We start from the raw sequence: 1,478 nt of genomic DNA, 5'->3' as shown, positions 1-1,478 counted from the left end.
TGTTATTCGTCTGTGATAATGTCATCCCATAACTGTTCTGAGATAATGTCACTATGGGACAGGAGACAATAACGTTGACAAAAGCCGAACTGAAGAAGGTACATGTAGTGGAGAAGATTCTTGAGGGATATATGACGAATGCGGAAGGAGCAGCAGTCTTGGGGATGACGCAGCGCCAGGTCATCCGGTTGAAGAAGAACTACCAGACAGGAGGCGCACAAAAACTTGCCCATGGAAACCGGGGTCGGAAACCGAGCCATGCGCTGGCGGATGAAATCAAGGAACGGGCGGTGACCTTGTACAAGGAGAAATACCATGGAAGCAACAACTGTCATTTTGCAGAGCTTTTGGCAGAGCATGAATCCTTGCATCTAAGCCCAGCAAGCGTCAGACGCATGCTGTTGGAGCGCGGAATCAAGCAAGCCAAGCAACGTCGGCGCGCGAAGGCCCATCAACCACGTTCACGCAAGACACAAGCCGGTATGATGTGGCAGATCGATGCCACACCGTTTGCGTGGCTGGAGGATCGGGCGCCTGCTTTTGCACTGCACGCCGCGATCGATGACGCAACTGGAATCGTCGTCGCCGCTGTGTTTCGCCCTACCGAGTGCTTCGAGGGCTACTCCCGCGTCATGCAACAAGGAATTTGGAATTACGGTGTGCCGCTCGGTCTGTACAGTGACCGGCACACCATCTTCCGTTCGCCGAATGAGACGCTAACTGTGGAGCAGGAACTGGCAGGTGAGGTCAAGCCGCTTTCAAACTTCGGTAAGGCGATGGCCGACCTTCAGATTGAACACATCAAAGCGATTACGCCACAGGCCAAAGGGCGCGTTGAGCGCTTGTGGAGAACGTTTCAGGATCGCTTAGTGATCGAACTACGGCTGCTCGGCATCACCACGCTGGAGGCTGCGAACGCTGCTTTACCTCCGCTCCTTGAGAAGCATAACCGTAAATTTGCTGTGTGTCCTCGTGAGAGCCAATCGGCTTATCTACCGCTCGACCCATCGCTCCCTTTGGAGCATGTCTTCACGAAGCGTGAATACCGTCAGCTCGGCTCGGGTCATACGTTCAGCTACAAGAAGACGCTCTACACGCTTGGCAAACCGACGGAGCTGCGTTTAAGTGCCAAGACAACCGTGGAGGTACGCGAAACCCTGGAAGGTGAGGTATTGCTCTGGATGTACGGACAGGCCTTTACGCTCCAAGCGACGGATCGCCCAAGCCGTGATCCTGTTCTCACCCCAAAAGAAAAGGCGGGTTCTGCGCAGCCACGCAAACCCACCAAAGATCATCCGTGGAAAACCACGTATGACAACAACATAACTAAGCGTAACACAAAACAACGTTCGTTCCAAGATGCCATGTATTCGCAGCACAATAGCTATCCAGAGGCCTTCTGGTAACAGAGGCCTTCATTTAACAAGTGACATTTTCATAGCACAATTAGAGTGACATTTTCACAGACGTTTGACACC

1 protein-coding gene is annotated in these 1,478 nt (G+C 52.8%); it reads left to right on the top strand.

The window, feature by feature from the left end:
• The first annotated feature begins 74 nt into the window (after positions 1–74).
• Positions 75–1,406, top strand: coding sequence for an ISNCY family transposase (locus tag JFN88_RS15445; RefSeq protein ID WP_199020171.1), 1,332 nt, complete (start codon positions 75–77; stop codon positions 1,404–1,406).
• Positions 1,407–1,478 lie beyond the last annotated feature (72 nt).

This window comes from Paenibacillus roseus, from assembly GCF_016424485.1.
Classification (GTDB): Bacteria; Bacillota; Bacilli; order Paenibacillales; family Paenibacillaceae; genus Paenibacillus_D; species Paenibacillus_D roseus.
The sequence above is the reverse complement of the archived record's forward strand: the minus strand, read 5'-3'. Positions and strand labels throughout refer to the sequence as shown.